The organism is Cellulomonas sp. P4_H12 (genome assembly GCF_056400905.1).
In genome coordinates, this window is the sequence record NZ_JBFUKJ010000004.1 from 101810 (window position 1) to 117977 (window position 16168).

11 protein-coding genes are annotated in these 16168 nt (G+C 73.4%); 8 read left to right on the top strand and 3 right to left on the bottom strand.

What is annotated here, in order from left to right:
* Nucleotides 1-4: 4 nt before the first annotated feature.
* The 4 genes from AC1DQC_RS03910 to AC1DQC_RS03925 all read left to right on the top strand — a co-directional run bounded on the left by AC1DQC_RS03910 (nt 5) and on the right by AC1DQC_RS03925 (nt 3865).
* The gene (locus tag AC1DQC_RS03910) at nt 5-709 is read left to right on the top strand and encodes an ATP-dependent Clp protease proteolytic subunit (protein WP_477049903.1); all 705 of its coding nucleotides are present in this window, start codon (nt 5-7) and stop codon (nt 707-709) included.
* Between the two features lie 210 nt (nt 710-919).
* A complete protein-coding gene (gene clpX, locus AC1DQC_RS03915; protein ID WP_477049904.1) occupies nt 920-2200 on the top strand; it encodes an ATP-dependent Clp protease ATP-binding subunit ClpX in 1281 nt (426 codons plus the stop codon).
* Nucleotides 2201-2231: 31 nt separating this feature from the next.
* On the top strand, nt 2232-2546 hold the full coding sequence (locus AC1DQC_RS03920) for a chorismate mutase (protein WP_477049905.1): 315 nt from the start codon (nt 2232-2234) through the stop codon (nt 2544-2546).
* Between the two features lie 122 nt (nt 2547-2668).
* Nucleotides 2669-3865 (top strand): baeRF2 domain-containing protein, encoded by a 1197-nt coding sequence (locus AC1DQC_RS03925; RefSeq protein WP_477049906.1) that lies wholly within the window; start codon nt 2669-2671, stop codon nt 3863-3865.
* 121 nt (nt 3866-3986) lie between these two features.
* Here AC1DQC_RS03925 and AC1DQC_RS03930 read toward each other — a convergent pair whose 3' ends face one another.
* Nucleotides 3987-5792 (bottom strand): AMP-dependent synthetase/ligase, encoded by a 1806-nt coding sequence (locus tag AC1DQC_RS03930; protein WP_477049907.1) that lies wholly within the window; start codon nt 5790-5792, stop codon nt 3987-3989.
* 2 nt (nt 5793-5794) lie between these two features.
* The gene (gene valS / locus AC1DQC_RS03935) at nt 5795-8434 is read right to left on the bottom strand and encodes a valine--tRNA ligase (protein WP_477049908.1); all 2640 of its coding nucleotides are present in this window, start codon (nt 8432-8434) and stop codon (nt 5795-5797) included.
* A 172-nt stretch (nt 8435-8606) separates the two neighbouring features.
* On the opposite strand from valS, the gene AC1DQC_RS03940 reads away from it, so the two are divergent.
* From AC1DQC_RS03940 to AC1DQC_RS03955, 4 genes are read left to right on the top strand one after another with little or no spacing between them, the layout of a single operon-like run.
* Nucleotides 8607-12443 (top strand): Pls/PosA family non-ribosomal peptide synthetase, encoded by a 3837-nt coding sequence (locus AC1DQC_RS03940; protein WP_477049909.1) that lies wholly within the window; start codon nt 8607-8609, stop codon nt 12441-12443.
* Entirely contained in the window at nt 12440-13741 is a 1302-nt protein-coding gene (locus tag AC1DQC_RS03945; protein ID WP_477049910.1) for a M1 family metallopeptidase, read from the top strand. The genes AC1DQC_RS03940 and AC1DQC_RS03945 overlap by 4 nt, the downstream gene beginning before the upstream one ends.
* 57 nt (nt 13742-13798) lie before the next feature.
* A complete protein-coding gene (locus AC1DQC_RS03950; protein ID WP_477049911.1) occupies nt 13799-14815 on the top strand; it encodes a TIGR03557 family F420-dependent LLM class oxidoreductase in 1017 nt (338 codons plus the stop codon).
* On the top strand, nt 14812-15579 hold the full coding sequence (locus AC1DQC_RS03955) for a coenzyme F420-0:L-glutamate ligase (protein ID WP_477049912.1): 768 nt from the start codon (nt 14812-14814) through the stop codon (nt 15577-15579). The genes AC1DQC_RS03950 and AC1DQC_RS03955 overlap by 4 nt, the downstream gene beginning before the upstream one ends.
* On the opposite strand, the gene AC1DQC_RS03960 is transcribed toward AC1DQC_RS03955, so the two are convergent.
* A complete protein-coding gene (locus AC1DQC_RS03960; RefSeq protein ID WP_477049913.1) occupies nt 15563-16141 on the bottom strand; it encodes an HhH-GPD-type base excision DNA repair protein in 579 nt (192 codons plus the stop codon). The two genes, AC1DQC_RS03955 and AC1DQC_RS03960, sit on opposite strands and share 17 nt — an antisense overlap.
* Nucleotides 16142-16168 lie beyond the last annotated feature (27 nt).

Here is a 16168-nt window from a genome sequence, read left to right on the forward strand (position 1 = left end):
GCTCGTGAGCATCGAATCCCAGTTCATGGCCCGTGCCGGGATGCTGGCCGGCCCCGGCGGACTCGCTCCGTCGTCGCCCGCCAGCCGGTACGTGCTGCCCCAGTTCGAGGAGCGCACGGCCTACGGCTTCAAGCGCCAGGACCCGTACACCAAGCTGTTCGAGGACCGCATCATCTTCCTCGGCGTGCAGGTGGACGACGCCTCGGCCGACGACGTCATGGCCCAGCTGCTGGTGCTGGAGAGCACCGACCCGGACCGCGACATCATCCTGTACATCAACTCGCCCGGCGGCTCGTTCACGGCGCTCACGGCGATCTACGACACGATGCAGTACATCAAGCCGCACATCCAGACGGTCTGCCTCGGGCAGGCGGCGTCGGCAGCGGCGGTGCTGCTCGCAGCGGGCTCGCCGGGCAAGCGCCTGGCGCTGCCCAACGCGCGCGTGCTCATCCACCAGCCGGCGATGGAGGGTGGCGGCTACGCTCAGGCGTCCGACATCGAGATCCACGCCAACGAGCTGATCCGGATGCGCGAGTGGCTCGAGCTGACCATCGCGCACCACACCGGGCGGGACATCGAGCTGGTCCGCAAGGACATCGAGCGCGACAAGATCCTCACGGCCCAGCAGGCGCTGGAGTACGGGATCGTCGACCAGGTGCTGGCCAGCCGCAAGGGCGTCGTCCCGACGACGGTCCAGCCCAAGCCGTAAGGACGCCGAGGCCGGGTCCGCGCGAGCGGACCCGGCCGACGGACGCCGAACAGGTGACGCCCGTGACACTGGGTGCTGACGCTCGGCGTGTGTACGGCTGACATCACGCCCGCGGTGGTGTGCAATGGGGGAGGACGCGCGCCCCACGGGTGACGCACGAACGACGCACCGCCCGACGGGCGGAGGGCGACACTGAGGAAGGGGACCGACGTGGCTCGTATCGGGGACGGGGCCGATCTCCTCAAGTGTTCGTTCTGCGGCAAGTCGCAGAAGCAGGTCAAGAAGCTCATCGCCGGGCCTGGCGTCTACATCTGCGACGAGTGCATCGAGCTCTGCAACGAGATCATCGAGGAAGAGCTGGCGGAGGCCACCGAGGTCGGGCTGGTCGAGCTGCCCAAGCCCAAGGAGATCTTCGAGTTCCTGGAGCAGTACATCATCGGCCAGGAGTCCGCGAAGCGGGCCCTCGCGGTCGCGGTGTACAACCACTACAAGCGTGTCCAGGCCGGTGAGACGCGGACGTCCACGACGGACGACCACATCGAGATCGCGAAGTCGAACATCCTGCTGGTCGGCCCGACGGGCACCGGCAAGACGTACCTCGCGCAGACCCTGGCACGCATGCTCAACGTCCCGTTCGCCATCGCGGACGCCACGGCCCTCACCGAGGCGGGCTACGTGGGCGAGGACGTGGAGAACATCCTCCTCAAGCTCATCCAGGCCGCCGACTACGACGTCAAGAAGGCCGAGTCGGGCATCATCTACATCGACGAGATCGACAAGATCGCCCGCAAGAGCGAGAACCCGTCGATCACGCGCGACGTCTCCGGTGAGGGCGTGCAGCAGGCGCTGCTGAAGATCATCGAGGGCACCACCGCCTCGGTCCCGCCGCAGGGTGGGCGCAAGCACCCGCACCAGGAGTTCATCCAGATCGACACGACGAATGTGCTGTTCATCGTGGCGGGCGCCTTCTCCGGCCTGGACGACATCATCGCGGCCCGCGCGCGCAAGCGTGTCGTCGGCTTCGGGGCCCCGCTGCTCGACACCGTCGACGAGGGCGACCTGTTCTCCGAGGTGCGCCCCGAGGACCTGCAGAAGTACGGCCTGATCCCCGAGTTCATCGGCCGGCTCCCCGTCGTCGCCGCGGTCTCCCGGCTCGACCAGGACGCGCTCGTGCGGATCCTCACGGAGCCCAAGAACGCGCTGGTCAAGCAGTACCAGCGGATGTTCCAGATCGACGGCGTCGAGCTCGAGTTCGACGACGAGGCGGTCGCCTCCATCGCCGACCAGGCGCTGCTGCGCGGCACCGGCGCGCGCGGCCTGCGGGCCATCATGGAGGAGGTCCTCCAGCAGGTGATGTTCGAGGTGCCCAGCCGCGACGACGTCGCCCGGGTGGTCATCACGCGCGAGGTCGTGCTCGAGAACGTCAACCCGACGCTGATCCCGCGCGACACGGTGCAGGAGAAGCGCCCGCCCCGCGAGAAGAGCGCCTGACCCCTGCGAGTCGCGGCCTAGGATCGCGTCCGTGAGCGACCTGCCGACCCCGATCCCCGCCGAGCTGGCCCGCCTGCGCGGCAGCATCGACAACATCGACGCGGCCCTGGTGTACCTGCTGGCGGAGCGGTTCAAGGCCACCCAGCAGGTCGGCGTGCTCAAGGCCGAGCGCGGCCTGCCGCCGTCGGACCCGGGGCGCGAGGAGCAGCAGGTCGCGCGGCTGCGCGAGCTGGCGCACACGGCCGAGCTCGACCCGGTGTTCGCCGAGAAGTTCCTCGCGTTCATCGTCGAGGAGGTCATCCGGCACCACGAGGAGATCGCGCAGGACCGCGCCCGCAAGGACTGACCGTGGGGGGTGGCGCGCCGTCCCCGAGGGGCGGAAGGTAGGAGGGTCAGCTCCGGCGGGCTGCACGGGGGGCTCAGCGCGCCCGCGGTCGCCGGGGATCGTCGATCCCGGAGGTGCTGCCCATGGACCTGCACTGGCTCAAGCCGCTGCTCGGCCGTCCGTCGCCGTTCACGACCGTCTACCTCGACGCCACGCGCGCCGGGGCGACGGGGGATGCGGAGGCTCTGGAGCGGTGGAAGGCCGTCCGCCGCGCCCTCGAGCGCGACGGTGCGCCCGCGGGGGTGCTGGACGACATCGCCGACGTCGTCTCCGTCCCCACCGGCGTGCGGGGTCCGCACGGCCGGGTCGTCGTCGCCGATGCCCAGGGCGTGGTCGTCGACCGCGTGCTGTCCGAGCCGCCGGCGCAGTCCCACGCCGTGTTCGGGCCGGCGCCGGCGCTCCTGCCGGCGGTKCGGGCCGCCGACGAGACCGTGACCTACCTGCTCGTGCGGGTGGACCGCAACGGCGCGGACCTGATCTGGGCGGCAGGAGGCACCGTCCGGACGGAGGGGGGACCGGAGACCGAGACGGTCGAGGGCGGGCACGACGACGTGCACAAGACGCGCGAGGGAGGACTGGACCGGCGCAGCCAGACGCGCGCGGAGGACTCCTGGGAGCGGAACGCCGAGGCCGTCGCCGCGGTGCTGGACAAGCGCGTGGCCGAGCGCAGCCCCGACCTGGTGCTCATCACCGGGGACATGCGCGCGACCAAGATGGTGTGCGAGGAGCTCGGGCAGCAGGCGCGCGAGCTCGTCGTGGAGGTGCCCGGGGGGGCGCGGGGCGAGGGCGTCAACCAGGGCGCGTTCGACGCCCGCGTGGTCGACACGCTGGCGCAGTTCCGTGCCCGCCGTCGAGAGTCCGTGCTCGACCGGTTCCGCGAGGCGCAGGGCCGCGGCGACGGTGCCGTGACCGCCCTCGACGACGTGATCGAGGTGCTGCGGCGGGGCCAGGTGGCCGAGCTGGTGCTGCACGTCGACGGCTCGACGACCGGGCTGGCCGACCGGACCCTGTGGGTCGGGCCGGAGCCCCTGCAGATCGCGTCGAGCAAGGCGGACCTCATCGCCATCGGCGTGACGGGCGAGGCGCGCGAGATGGAGGCCAACGTGGCGCTCGTCCGCGCCGCCCTCGGGCAGGACGCGGGTCTGACGTTCGCCGAGGACGGCACCGTCGACCTGGTGGACGGCATCGGCGCGCTCCTGCGCTGGACCGACGACTCCACGCCGAGCGAGGCGGTCCCCACCCAGTCTGCCGACCAGGCCCGCCTGCGCACGGTGGTGTGACGACCCGCAACGTCCGCGCAACTACGTCCTCGGGGGCGTAGCTGCGCGGACGTTGCGCAGTGGGGAGCCGCGACGTCCGCGCAGGTACGGGTGGGAGCGCGTAGTTGCGCGGACGTTGGGGTCAGTCGGTGGGGCGGGTGTCCTCGTAGAGGGTGTCGATGTCCGCGGCGAAGTCCTTGAGCACCTGGGCGCGCTTCACCTTGAGGGAGGGCGTGAGGTAGCCGTTCGCCTCGGTGAGGTCGGTGGTGAGCACGCGGAGCTTGCGGATGGACTCGGCGCGCGAGACGGCCTCGTTGGCGCGGTCGGCGGCGCGGTCGAGGGCCTCGAGCACGGCCGGGTCGGCGGCGGCCTCGTCGACGGACATCGCCGGCATCCCGTGGTTCGCCAGCCACCCCGGGAGCATCTCGGCGTCGAGGGTGACCAGGGCGCCGATGAACGGCCGCTGGTCGCCGACGACGACGACCTGGCTGACGAGCGGGTGGCCGCGCAGCCGGTCCTCGAGCACCGCGGGCGCGACGTTCTTGCCGCCGGCGGTGACGATGATCTCCTTGGTGCGGCCGGTGATCTTGAGGTAGCCGTCGTCGTCGAGCGTGCCGACGTCGCCGGTGCGGAACCAGCCGTCGACCAGGGCCTCYGCCGTGGCCTCGGCGTCGTGCCGGTAGCCGCGGAACACGTGGGGGCCGGAGACGAAGACCTGGCCCTCGTCGTCCACCCGCAGCGCCGTACCGGGGAACGCCGGGCCGACGGTGCCCACCTTGGTGGCACCGGGCCGGTTGACGGCGGTGGGCGCGGTGGTCTCGGTGAGGCCGTAGCCCTCGAGCACCTCGACGCCGATGCCCCGGTAGAAGTGCCCGAGCCGCTCACCCAGCGGGGCACCGCCCGAGATGGCGTACTGCGCCCGGCCGCCCAGCGCGGCGCGCAGCTTCTTGTGCACGAGCCGTCCGGCGAGCGCGTGCCGGGCGCGCAGGGCCGGGCCCGGGCCGGAGCCGTCGAGGGCGCGCGACCAGTCCTCGGCGGCCTTGGCGGCCCACCGGAAGACCTTCAGCGTCGTGCCCGAGCCGGCCTTCTGCTCGGCCGAGTTGTAGACCTTCTCGAACACCCGGGGCACCGCGAGGATGAACGTCGGCTGGAACGCCGCCAGGTCCTCCAGCAGGTGCTTGGCGTCGGGCGTGTGGCCGAGCACGGCGCCCGACGGGACGCAGAGCACCTCGATGAACCGCGCGAACACGTGCGCGAGCGGCATGAACAGCAGCGTGCGCGAGCCGGGGGCCGCGCAGACGTCGCCGAGCCCGGCGACGCCGTTGCGGGTGAGCGCGACGAAGTTGCCGTGCGTGAGCTCGACGCCCTTGGGGCGGCCGGTCGTGCCCGAGGTGTAGATGATCGTGGCCAGGTCGTCGGCCCGGGCGAGCCCGCTGCGCCGGGCGATCTCCTCGTCGGGGACCGCGGACCCCGCCTCGACGAGCGTCGCGACCGCGCCCTCGTCGATGACCAGCACCTCGGCCAGGCCGGGCAGGTCGTCGTGGACCTCGGCGACGACCGCGGCGTGCTTGGCCGTCTCCACGAGCGCGAGCCGGACGCCGGCGTCGGCGGCGATCCACCGCACCTGCTCCGCCGACGACGTCTCGTACACGGGCACGCCGAGCGCGCCGGCCGCCCAGCAGGCGAAGTCGAGCAGCGTCCACTCGTAGCGGGTGCGGGACATGAGCGCCACGCGGTCGCCCGGCTCGATGCCCCGCGCGACGAGCCCCTTGGCCACCGCGGTGACCTCGGCCGCGAACGCGGACACGGTGACGGAGGTCCAGGCGCCGTCGACGAGCCGCTCGGCGAACACCCCGGACGGGTCGCGCGCGAGCCGCTCGGCCAGCAGGCCGGGGATGCTCGCTCCCGGGTCGAGCTCGACCAGTGCCTCCGAGCGGAACTCGCGCAACGTCAGGCCTTCGGCTCGGGCGGGGCCAGGACGGCGTCGCGCGCCACGCAGGACTCGCCGTCGCCGTCGACCAGGGTGAGGGTGCCGACGACGCGACCGGCCGCGCGGACGTCGTCGAGCGCGACCTCGACGCCGGGCCGCAGGGCGGCGGGGACGGCCAGCTCGACCGCGGTGATCTCGGTGCGCATGGACACCTTGGCCTCGGACTTGACCTTGCGCAGCGCGGCCAGCGCCGACCCCGCGGCGGTGACCACCCGGGGGTCGGCCGCGGTGCGCAAGGGCTCGGCGGTCGGCCAGGGCGCGCGGTGCACCGAACCCTCGCGCCACCACGACCAGACCTCCTCGGTGGCGAACGGCAGCACCGGGGCGAACAGGCGCAGCATGACGTCGAGGGCGATCGCCAGCGCGGCGCGGGCGGAGACGGTCTCGGGGGACGGGTCGCCGTACGCGCGGTCCTTGACCAGCTCGAGGTAGTCGTCGCAGAACGTCCAGAAGAACGTCTCGGTCAGCTCGAGCGCGCGGGTGTGGTCGTACGTGGCGAGGGCGGCGGTGGCCTTGTCGACGACGTCGGCCAGCCCCGCCAGCATCGCGCGGTCGATCTCGACGGTGACGAGCGCCGGGTCGAGTGCGAGCGGCTCGTCGGCCGCGCCGAACGAGAGCGCGAACTTCGACGCGTTGAGCACCTTGATGGCGAGGCGGCGGCCGATCTTCATCTGCCCGACCTCGAACGCGGCGTCCGTGCCCAGGCGCGCCGAGGCGGCCCAGTACCGGACGGCGTCGGACCCGTGCTCCTCGAGCAGGCTCAGGGGCGTGACCACGTTGCCCTTGGACTTCGACATCTTCTTGCGGTCCGGGTCCAGGATCCAGCCGCTGATGGCCGCGTCCGACCACGGCAGCGAGTCGTGCTCGAGGTGCGAGCGGACCACCGTCGAGAACAGCCACGTCCGGATGATGTCCTGGCCCTGGGGGCGCAGGTCCATGGGGAAGACGCGGCTGAACAGGTCGGGGTCGGTGCGCCAGCCGCCGACGATCTGCGGGGTCAGCGAGCTGGTGGCCCAGGTGTCCATGATGTCGGGGTCGGCCGCGAAGCCGCCGGGCACGCCGCGCTGGTCGGCCGTGTAGCCGGCGGGCACGTCGGACGACGGGTCGATCGGGAGCTGGTCCTCGGTCGGCAGGAGGGGCTTGTCGTGCACCGGCTCCCCGGACTCGTCGAGCGGGTACCAGACGGGGAACGGCACGCCGAAGAACCGCTGCCGCGACACCAGCCAGTCGCCGTTGAGGCCGCTGACCCAGTTCTCGTACCGCACCCGCATGAACTCGGGGTTGAACCCGAGCTCGGCGCCGCGGGCGAGCAGGGCCGCGCGCAGGTCCTCGTCGCGACCGCCGTTGCGGATGTACCACTGGCGGCTGGTGACGATCTCGAGGGGCTTGTCGCCCTTCTCGTAGAAGTTCGCCTTGCGCTGCGTGGGCACCGGCTCGCCGTCGAGGTCGCCCGTCTCGCGCAGGCCGGCGACGACCGCCTCGCGCGCCGAGAAGGTGGTCTTGCCCGCGAGCTCCTCGTAGCGGGCGCGGGCCGCGTCGGACGCCAGCCACTCGGGCGTCTCGCGCAGGATCCGGCCATCGCGGCCCACCACGGACCGCGTCGGCAGCTGGAGCTCGCGCCACCACTGCACGTCGGTCAGGTCACCGAACGTGCAGCACATCGCGATGCCGGCACCCTTGTCGGGCTCGGCCATCGGGTGGGCGAGGACGGGGATCTCGACGTCGAACAGCGGCGAGCGGACCGTGGTGCCGAACAGGTGCTGGTAGCGCTCGTCGTCGGGGTGCGCGATGAGGGCGACGCACGCCGGCAGCAGCTCCGGGCGGGTGGTCTCGATGAAGACGGGCGTGCCGTCCGGCCGGTGGAAGGCGACCTTGTGGAACGCGCCGGGGTAGTCGCGCGCCTCCAGCTCGGCCTGCGCGACCGCGGTCTGGAAGGTCACGTCCCACAGCCCGGGCGCCTCGGCCTGGTACGCCTCGCCGCGCGCGAGGTTGCGCAGGAACGCCTGCTGGGCCACGGCCTGCGACTCGGGCGACACCGTCTGGTACGTCCGCGACCAGTCCACGGACAGCCCGAGCCGCCGCCACACCGTCTCGAACTGCCGCTCGTCCTCGACCGTCAGGCGCACGCACAGCTCGACGAAGTTCTTGCGGCTCACCGGCACCTGCGGCCCGGACTTGCCCTCGCCGCCCTCGAACGGGGGCGTGAACTCCCCGTCGTAGGGCAGCGACGGGTCGCACCGGACGCCGTAGTAGTTCTGCACGCGGCGCTCGGTGGGCAGGCCGTTGTCGTCCCAGCCCATCGGGTAGAACACCTCGCGACCGCGCATGCGCTGGAAGCGGGCGACGACGTCGGTGTGCGTGTAGGAGAAGACGTGGCCCACGTGCAGCGAGCCCGACACGGTGGGCGGGGGCGTGTCGATCGAGTAGACCTGCTCGCGGGTCGCCGTCCGGTCGAACGCGTACAGGTCCTGCGCGGTCCACGCCTCGTCCCAGCGGGTCTCGACGCCGTCGAGCGAGACCCGGTCCGGTACCTGCCGCGTGCCGGTGGTGGGCGCGGTGGCGGCAGGGTCGACGGACGCAGCGGGGTGCTCGGAGCTCATGGGCAGACATCTTCCCAGATCGGTGGGCCGGCCGAGGTCGGGCGACCATCCGGCGAACACTCGGTGAACAGGGTCGGCCCGGCCCCGCGGTGGGTGCGAGGATCGCCCTTCGCCGGTCGGGAGCGCATGATCGGTGGACCAACGGCACACGGAGCGACGGGGAGGCTTGGCGATGGCCCCCGAGGGCTTCCTCCGGTCGCACCTCGCTGCGCCCCCGCGCACGCTGCTGGACGTGCTCGACGCGACGGTCGCGGCGCACCCGGACGCCCCAGCGATCGACGACGGCAGCGCGACCCTGAGCTACCGCGAGCTGGCGGAGGCGGTGGCCGCCGGTGCGGCCGGCCTGACGGCGGCAGGGATCGGCCCGGGCGACCGGGTCGGGGTGCGGATCCCGTCGGGGACGGCCGAGCTCTACACGGCGATCCTGGCGGTGCTGGCCGCCGGCGCGGCGTACGTGCCGGTGGACGTGGACGATCCCGACGAGCGCGCGCGGACGGTGTTCCGCGAGGCCAGCGTGGCGCGCGTGCTGACGGAGGGCGACCTCGAGACGACGAGGTCGGCGTCCCCGCGACGTCCGGGGCTCGAGGACGACGCCTGGATCATCTTCACCAGCGGCTCGACGGGTGCGCCCAAGGGAGTGGCCGTCACGCACCGCTCGGCCGCGGCGTTCGTCGACGCCGAGGCCCGGTTGTTCCTGCGCGACGCGCCGCTCGGCCCGGGCGACCGGGTGCTCGCCGGCCTGTCCGTGGCGTTCGACGCGAGCTGCGAGGAGATGTGGCTGGCCTGGGCGCACGGCGCCTGCCTGGTGCCCGCGCCGCGCGCCCTGGTGCGCACCGGCATGGACCTCGGGCCGTGGCTCGTGGCGCAGGGCATCACCGTCATCTCGACCGTCCCCACCCTCGCGGGCCTGTGGCGCGGCGAAGAGCTGAGCGGCGTGCGCCTGCTCATCTTCGGCGGCGAGGCGTGCCCGCCCGAGCTCGCGGCGCGCCTGGTGGGGGACGGGCGCGAGGTCTGGAACACCTACGGCCCGACCGAGGCCACCGTCGTGGCGTGCGCCGCGCTGCTCACCGGCGAGGGGCCCGTGCGCATCGGGCACGCGCTCGACGGCTGGGACCTGGCCGTCGTCGGGCCCGACGGGCAGCAGGTCGAGGAGGGCGGCGTCGGCGAGCTGATCATCGGTGGCGTCGGGCTCGCGCGGTACCTGGACCCCGTCAAGGACGCGGAGAAGTACGCGGCCGCCGAGGAGCTGGGCTGGGCACGGGCCTACCGCAGCGGCGACCTGGTCCGCTACGAGGCCGACGGCCTGCTGTTCGTCGGACGGGCCGACGACCAGGTCAAGGTGGGCGGCCGCCGGATCGAGCTGGGCGAGGTCGACTCCGCGCTGCTCGGCCTGCCGGGCGTGGCCGGTGCGGCGGCGGCGGTCCGACGCACGCCCGCCGGCACCGCGGTGCTCGTCGGGTACGTGGTGCCGGAGCAGGGCGTCGTGCTGGACCTGGCCGAGTCTCGGCGACGCCTCACCGCGAGCCTGCCGGCGGCCCTGGTCCCGCTCCTCGCGCCGGTCGATGCGATCCCCACGCGCGGGTCCGGCAAGGTCGACCGCGACGCGCTGCCCTGGCCCCTCGAGCGGCCCGACGAGGAGGCCGCACCGGCGGTCGGGCTCACCCCGACCGGCGCGTGGGTGGCCGAACGCTGGACCGCCGCGCTCGGCGTCGCGGTGGCCGGACCCGACGAGGACTTCTTCGCGTCCGGCGGCGGCAGCCTCGTGGCCGCGCAGCTGGTCAGCGCGCTGCGCGCCCGGTTCCCCACGGTGACGGTCGCCGACGTGTACGACTACCCGCGCCTCGGCGACCTGGCGGCGCGGCTCGACGAGTTCGACGCGCCGGTCGCGGCCGACGAGCGCGTCGTCACCCCGACGCCGCTGCGGGCACAGGTGCTGCAGACGGTGCTCGCGATCCCGCTGGCGACGCTCGTCGGGCTGCGCTGGCTCACGTGGCTGCTCGCGGCCGACGCCGTGCTCGTCGCGACGACCGCGGCGCCGTGGGTGCCCGTCGTGCCGGGCGTGTGGTGGTGGGTCGCGCTCGGCTGGCTGGTGCTCATCAGTCCGCTCGGCCGGATGGGGACCACCGTTCTGGTCGCGCGGGCGCTGCTGGGCGGGATCGCGCCCGGTCGGTACCCGCGGGGCGGGTCGATGCACCTGCGGCTCTGGTTCACCGAGTCGTGGGCCGCGGCGGCCGGCGCCGAGAACCTGTCGTGCGCGCCGTGGGTCGCCGAGTACGCGCGGGCGCTCGGCGCGACGGTGGGCAAGAACGTCGACCTGCACGCGGTGCCGCCGGTCACGGGTCTGCTCACGCTGGGCAACGGGTGCGCGGTCGAGCCCGAGGTGGACCTCCGCGGGCACTGGATCGACGGCGACGTGCTGCGCGTGGGGCGCGTGCGCATCGACAAGCGCGCGACCGTCGGGACGCGCAGCACGCTGGCGCCGGGCACGCGCGTCGGCGCCTGGTCGGAGGTGGCGCCGGGCTCGGCCGTGCTGACCTCGGTGCCGCCGGGGGAGCTGTGGGTGGGCTCGCCGGCGACGTTCGACGGACCTGCGCGCCGGCACTGGCCGCGCGACCGCGCCCCGCGCAGCCGGCGCTGGGTCGCCATGTACGGGGCGACCGCCGCCGCGCTCGCGGCCCTGCCGGTGGTCGCCGCCGCGTGCGGGCTGCTCGTGGTCGGTCTCGGGCTGCGGGACTCGGCCACCTGGCAGGACGCGGCCGTCGACGCCCTGCGCGCGGTGCCGGCGGGCGCGATCACGATGGTCGTCGTCCTCGCGGTCGTCACCCTGGTCGCGGTGCGGCTGCTCGCCATCGGCATGCGCGAGGGCTACCACGCGGTGCGCAGCCGGACCGGCTGGCAGATCTGGGCGACCCTGCGGCTCATGGACGACGCCCGTACGACGCTGTTCCCGCTGTACTCGAGCACGGCCACGCCGGCGTGGCTCCGGGCGCTCGGCGCGGACATCGGTCGCGACGTCGAGGCGTCCACCGCGCTGATGATCCCGTCGATGACCTCCGTGGGCGACGGCGCGTTCCTCGCCGACGACACCCTCATCGGCTCGTACGAGCTGGGGCACGGGTGGCTGCGCGTCGAGCGGAGCAAGGTGGGCAAGCGGGCGTTCCTGGGCAACTCGGGGATGATCGCGCCGGGCCGAGCGGTGCCGAAGCGGGGGCTCGTGGCGGTGCTGTCCGCGACGCCCGAGGACGCCCGCGCCGGCACCAGCTGGCTGGGCTCGCCCCCGGTGAGGCTGCGGCGGGTGTCGGGCGAGGCCGACGACGCCCGCACGTTCGAGCCGTCGACGCGCCTGCGCGTGGCCCGCGCACTGGTCGAGCTGTGCAGGATCGTGCCCGTGATCTGCACGTTCGGGCTCGGGGTGCTCGTGCTGCTCGCCCTGCAGGCGGCGTTGGACCGCTGGGGCCTCGGCGCGGCGGCGCTCGTCTCACCCCTCGTCGTCCTGCTGGCAGCCGCCCTGGCCTGCGCGCTGGCGACCGCGGCCAAGTGGCTGCTGGTCGGGCGGCTCCGCGCGGGCGACCACCCTCTGTGGAGCTCGTTCGTCTGGCGCAACGAGCTGGCGGACACGTTCCTCGAGTCCGTCGCCGTGCCGTGGATGGGGCCCGCGACCATCGGGTCGCCCGCCCTCACCGTGTGGCTGCGGAGCCTGGGCGCGCACATCGGCCGCGGGGTGTGGTGCGAGACGTACTGGCTKCCGGAGGCCGACCTGGTCACGCTGGGCGACTCCGCAACGGTCAACCGCGGCTGCGTCCTGCAGACGCACCTGTTCCATGATCGGGTGATGAGCATGGACACGGTGGTGCTGGGACGCGGGGCGAGCCTCGGTCCGCACGGGGTGGTGCTGCCCGCGGCGAGCCTGGACGACGGGTCGCGCGTGGGGCCGGCGTCGCTCGTGCTGCGCGGCGACGCGATCCCCGCCGGCTCGCGGTGGACCGGTAATCCGGTGGCCCCCGCGTGAGCAGCCCGCCGGAGGACCCGTACCTGCCGGGGAGGCCCGACGGTGGCATCGCCGTCGACCGGTACGAGCTCGAGCTCGAGTACCGGGTGGCCACCAACCGGCTGGCAGGCCGCGCGCTCGTGCACGCGCGCGCCCTGCGGCCCCTCGACAAGGTGCTGCTCGAGCTGCGCGGGCTGCGGGTGTCCCACGTGCTCGTCGGCGGACGACGGCCCGACCGGTGGACGCACCGCAACGGTCACCTGGTCGTCCGCCTGGGGCGGGAGGTGCCCGCGGGCACGGCCCTCGTGGTCGAGGTGCAGTACGCCGGGCAGCCCGGACCCGTGCGCGGGCCGTGGGGGGAGGTCGGGTGGGAGGAGCTGGAGGACGGCGTCATCGTGGCCGGCCAGCCCGACGGCGCACCCAGCTGGTTCCCCTGCCACGACAGCCCCGCCGACAAGGCGACGTTCGGCATCGCGATCAGCGCCGAGGCCGGCTACGAGGTCGTCGCCAACGGCCGGCTGGTCTCGCGCACCCCGCGCGCCGGACGGGTCCGGTGGGTCTACGAGCAACCCGAGCCCATGGCGCCCTACCTGGCCACGGTGCAGATCGGGCGGTACGCGCGGGCGTTCTCCGGCGGTGACGTGCTCGTCCCGCCCCGGCTCCGCGCTGCCGCCCTGCACGACCTGGCGCGCCAGCCCCAGATGCTCGCCCTCTTCGAGGACCGGTTCGGTCCCTACCCGTTCGGCGGGTACACCGTCGTGGTCACCGACGACGACCTGGAGATCCCGCTCGAGGCGCAGGGCTTGTCCGTCTTCGGCGCCAACCACATGGACGGGCGGCGAGGGTCGGAGCGGCTGGTGGCGCACGAGCTCGCCCACCAGTGGTTCGGCAACAGCCTGACCGTCTCGCGGTGGAAGGACATCTGGTTGCACGAGGGCTTCGCCTGCTACGCCGAGTGGCTGTGGTCGCAGGAGGCGGGCGGGTGGACGGCCGAACGGCACGCCCGGGCCACCTGGATCCGGCTGTCGGGGCTGCCGCAGGACCTGGTGATCGGGGATCCCGGCCCGCACGCCATGTTCGACGACCGGCTGTACAAGCGCGGCGCCCTGACCCTGCACGCGCTGCGCCTCACGGTGGGCGACGCGGTGTTCTTCGACGTCCTGCGCACGTGGACCGCCCGGTTCCGGCACGGGTCGGTGAGCACCGAGCTGTTCGTCGCGACGGCGAGCGAGGTGGCGGGCCTGTCCCTCGGCCCGATGCTCGACGACTGGCTCTACCGCCAGCCGTTGCCCGCGCTCCCGGTCGCTGTCCGCGCTTAGGCTGAGGGAGGGGATGACCTCGCGGAGCACCGCGGACCCCGTTCGACAGGAGCTTTGATGGCACAGGTCACGGCGGACGGCCTCACGGTCGGGTACGCGGCGATGCTCGAGCAGTTCCACCCCACCGAGGCGGTCGACCTGTCCGCCCACGCGGAGGCCCACGGGTTCTCCGGCGTCATGGCGGCCGACCACTACCAGCCGTGGGTGCCGGCGCAGGGGCAGGCGGCGTTCGTCTGGAACGTGCTGACGGCGCTCGGCGAGCGGACGACGGGCGACATCGGCCCCGGCGTCACGGCGCCGACCTTCCGCTGGCACCCGGCGATGGTCGCGCAGGCGTCGGCGACGCTGGCCGCGATGTACCCCGGCCGGCACTGGCTCGGCCTGGGCTCGGGCGAGGCGCTCAACGAGCACATCGTCGCCGGCTACTGGCCCGAGGCGCCCGAGCGCATCAACCGCATGTTCGAGGCCATCGAGATCATCAAGAAGCTCTTCTCGTCGTCGATCGCGGGCAAGGACGTCAAGCACGCCGGGCAGTTCTACAAGCTCGAGTCGACGCGCCTGTGGACCATGCCGGAGGTCGCGCCCGAGATCCTCGTCGCGACCGCCGGGCCCGTGACCGCCAAGCGCGCCGGCCGGCTCGCGGACGGGCTCATCACGGTCGGGGCGCCGCTCGAGAAGATCTCCGGGCTGTTCGGCAAGTTCGACGAGGGCGCCCGCGAGGCCGGCAAGGACCCGGCGTCGATGCCGAAGGTGCTGCAGCTGCACCTGTCCTGGGCCGAGACCGACGAGGTCGCGCTCGCGAACGCCATGCACGAGTGGCCCAACGGCGGGATGAAGTTCCCCAAGGCCGACATCCGCTCGCCGTTCGACTTCGAGCAGATGGCCAAGCTGGTGCGCCCCGAGGACTTCGACGGCCGCATGGTCATCTCGGCGGACCCCGACGTGCACCGCGCCGAGATCCAGAAGTACGTGGACCTCGGGTTCGACCGCATCTACCTGCACAACGTCGGGCGCAACCAGCGCGAGTGGATCGAGACGTTCGGGGCGGACGTGCTCCCGAAGCTGGTGCGATGACCTCCGAGCTGCGCATCTGGGCGCCGGACGGGCTGCCGGAGATCGCGCCGGGCGACGACCTGGTGGCCCTGCTGGCCAACCTGCTGCGTGCCGACCCGCCCGTCGACGGCGACGTCCTCGTGCTCACCTCGAAGGTGGTCTCCAAGGCCGAGGGCCGCGTGGTGTCCGCTGACGACCGCGAGCAGGCCATCACGGACGAGACCGTGCGCGTCGTCGCCACCCGCGAGCACTCGACCGGCGTGACGCGGATCGTCGAGAACCGGCTCGGGCTGGTCATGGCCGCTGCCGGTGTGGACGCCTCGAACACCCCCGAGGGGACCGTGCTGCTGCTGCCGGTCGACCCGGACGCCTCGGCGCGGCGCCTTCGCGCCGGCCTCTCGGCCGTGTTCGGGGTGCGGATCGGCGTCGTCATCACGGACACCGCCGGACGGCCCTGGCGGCAGGGCGTCACCGACATCGCGATCGGCGCCGCCGGGCTGGTGGTGCTGGACGACCTGCGCGGTCAGGTGGACACGTTCGGCCGCCCGCTGGTCATGACGCAGGCGGCCGTGGCCGACGAGATCGCGTCCGCCGGCGAGCTGGTCAAGGGCAAGGCCGAGGGCAGGCCGCTGGCGGTCGTCCGCGGGCTCGGGCACCTGGTGACCGACGACGACGGTCCGGGGGCGCGTGTGCTCGTGCGGCTCGGCGACGAGGACATGTTCCAGCAGGGCAGCGCCGAGGCGTACTCGCAGGGCTGGAAGGACGCGCTCAGGGGCCAGCAGTAGCCTTCACGGCCGCCTTGGCCGCCTGCTTGGTGGCCCGGACCTCGGACATCGACACCGCGTCGGTCACGTCAGCGATCGACCGGCGCGCCCCTGGCTCGCCGTAGGCGCCGGCCGCCTCGGCCCAGCCCGCGGGCTGCACGCCGCGCTGCTTGCCCAGGAGCGCCAGAAAGATGCGGGCCTTCTGGTCCCCGAAGCCGGGCAGCGCCTTGAGCCGCTTCAGCACCGTGGCACCGTCGGGATCGCCGTCGGTCCACAGCCGCGTGACGTCGCCGTCGTACTGCTCGACCAGGGCGGTGGCGACGCCCTGGATGCGACCGGCCATCGAGCCGGGGTAGCGGTGCACGGCCGGGGGCGTGGAGCACAGCGTGGCGAACGTCTCCGGGTCGGCCTCCGCGATGCGGTGCACGTCGAGGCCGCCCATGCGGGCGGCGATCTTGGCGGGACCGGCGAACGCTGCCTCCATCGGGTACTGCTGGTCGAGGAGCATGCCGATGAGCAGCGCGAACGGGTCGTCGGTCAGGAGCTGGTCGGCGGTCGGGTCGCCGGTGAGCCAGAGCGTCATGCAGGCATCCTCTCGCGAGTGGGGGAG

Bases quoted from the DNA above. Each gene is read 5' to 3' on its own strand.
- valS (WP_477049908.1), bottom strand. From the start codon at position 8,434: ATGAGCTCCGAGCACCCCGCTGCGTCCGTCGACCCTGCCGCCACCGCG.
- AC1DQC_RS03950 (WP_477049911.1), top strand. From the start codon at position 13,799: ATGGCACAGGTCACGGCGGACGGCCTCACGGTCGGGTACGCGGCGATG.
- AC1DQC_RS03955 (WP_477049912.1), top strand. From the start codon at position 14,812: ATGACCTCCGAGCTGCGCATCTGGGCGCCGGACGGGCTGCCGGAGATC.
- AC1DQC_RS03960 (WP_477049913.1), bottom strand. From the start codon at position 16,141: ATGACGCTCTGGCTCACCGGCGACCCGACCGCCGACCAGCTCCTGACC.